General features: G+C 65.8%; 1 protein-coding gene and 1 pseudogene. One reads left to right on the top strand and one right to left on the bottom strand.

Annotation, left to right across the window (positions count from 1 at the left end; genetic code table 11):
* Positions 1-439 (top strand): annotated as a pseudogene (locus EN939_RS33735) (substrate-binding domain-containing protein); the annotation flags it as partial.
* 26 nt (positions 440-465) lie between these two features.
* On the opposite strand, the gene EN939_RS33730 reads toward EN939_RS33735, so the two are convergent.
* Positions 466-1527, bottom strand: a 1062-nt coding sequence (locus tag EN939_RS33730; protein ID WP_164751492.1) for an ABC transporter ATP-binding protein, incomplete at its 5' end; no start/stop codon positions are given.

Raw genomic sequence — 1527 nt, 5'->3', positions numbered from 1 at the left:
CTACGAGACGCTGGCCGTCGATCAGGTCGTGCTCGTCCAGCACGCCGCACAGACCAAGCCATGGACCGAAAACTATATCCTGATGGACTGGGGGCTGGAGTTCCGCATCGAGCACGACCGCGCCTTTGCCGGCATGGTCAAGCCGGCGATTTCGGCCGGGCTGGTCTTCATCGGGCTTCAGCACGTGCAGTCGCAGCAGGCCGCCGCCTATCTGCCGCTCAGTGCCGTCAGCGGTCATATCGAGCGCGGCGAGATGCGGCGCATCGACAACGCTCCGGTATTCCAACGGCCGATCTACCTCGCCTATCCCTCGAATCCCGTGTCTTCGGATGTTCTGGATGTCGCGCTCACAGGCCTGCGCACGCTGGCCAGAGACTGGGCCGAAGGGCAGGGTTTTTCAGAAGGTGACCGTGCTCTCAGCATGGCCGGCCAGATCTGACCGGCCAAGCCACGCGAGCGAGAGCGCTATGCCGGCTCGGTCACGACCGCTCTCTGCAGCCTGGCCAGTTCGGCGTAAGGAATGTGGCAGCGGATCGAATGGCCGGGCTGGGCCTCGCCGAGTGGCGGCTCCTGCTGTTCGCAGATCGGGCCGATCTTGCGCGGGCAGCGCGTGTGGAACACGCAGCCCGAAGGCGGATTGGTGGCGCTGGGGATTTCGCCGTCGAGACGAATGCGTGCCGTCTCGGTCTGGTCGAGTTTGGGCACCGCCGACAAAAGCGCCTCGGTATAGGGGTGATGCGGTCCGGAAAAGACGTCTTCCGATGGCCCAAGTTCCATGATGCGGCCGAGATAGAGCACGGCGATCTTGTCGGAGAGGTAACGCACCACGGCAAGGTCGTGCGAGATGAAGATGTAGCTGACGTCTTCCTTCGACTGCAGGTCGGCGAGCAGATTGAGGATGGCAGCCTGCACCGAGACGTCGAGCGCCGAGGTCGGCTCGTCGCACACCACGATGCGCGGGTCGCCGGCGAAGGCGCGCGCGATGGCGACGCGCTGCTTCAGGCCGCCGGAGAGCTGGCGCGGCTTGACGGCAAGATGGCGGTCGGTGAGCCGGACCGAGCGGACAAGGTCATTGAGGCGCGACTCCAGCGCTTTGCCGGAGAGGCCGGCCAGCCGCTTCAGTGCCCGGCCGATCAGATGGCGAATCGAATGCGAGCGGTTGAGAGCCGAATCCGGATTCTGGAAGACGATCTGCATCGCCTTGATCTGGTCGTCGCTGCGGTTCTCCAGCCGAGGCGCCAGCGCCTTGTCCTCGAGTTCGATGGTGCCGCCTTCGTCGGGCGGTACCAGGCCGAGCAGCAGCCTGGCGAAGGTCGTCTTGCCGCTGCCGGACTCACCGACCAGCCCGAGCGTCTCGCCGGGCCGCAAATCGACCGAGACATCCTTGACGGCGCGCAGTGCGTGACCGTGGCTGGAATAGGTCTTGTTCAACCCGGCGACGCGCAGCACTGGTGCTGCCGCCGGCTTTGGGGCGGGCGCCACATCGCTCGGTGTCGCGCGCGGCAGCGCCTGCGCCTTGTCGTGATG

Source organism: Mesorhizobium sp. M7A.F.Ca.CA.002.05.1.1, assembly GCF_003998335.1.
Lineage (GTDB): Bacteria > Pseudomonadota > Alphaproteobacteria > Rhizobiales > Rhizobiaceae > Mesorhizobium.
This window is presented reverse-complemented; position numbering and strand designations above follow the sequence as displayed.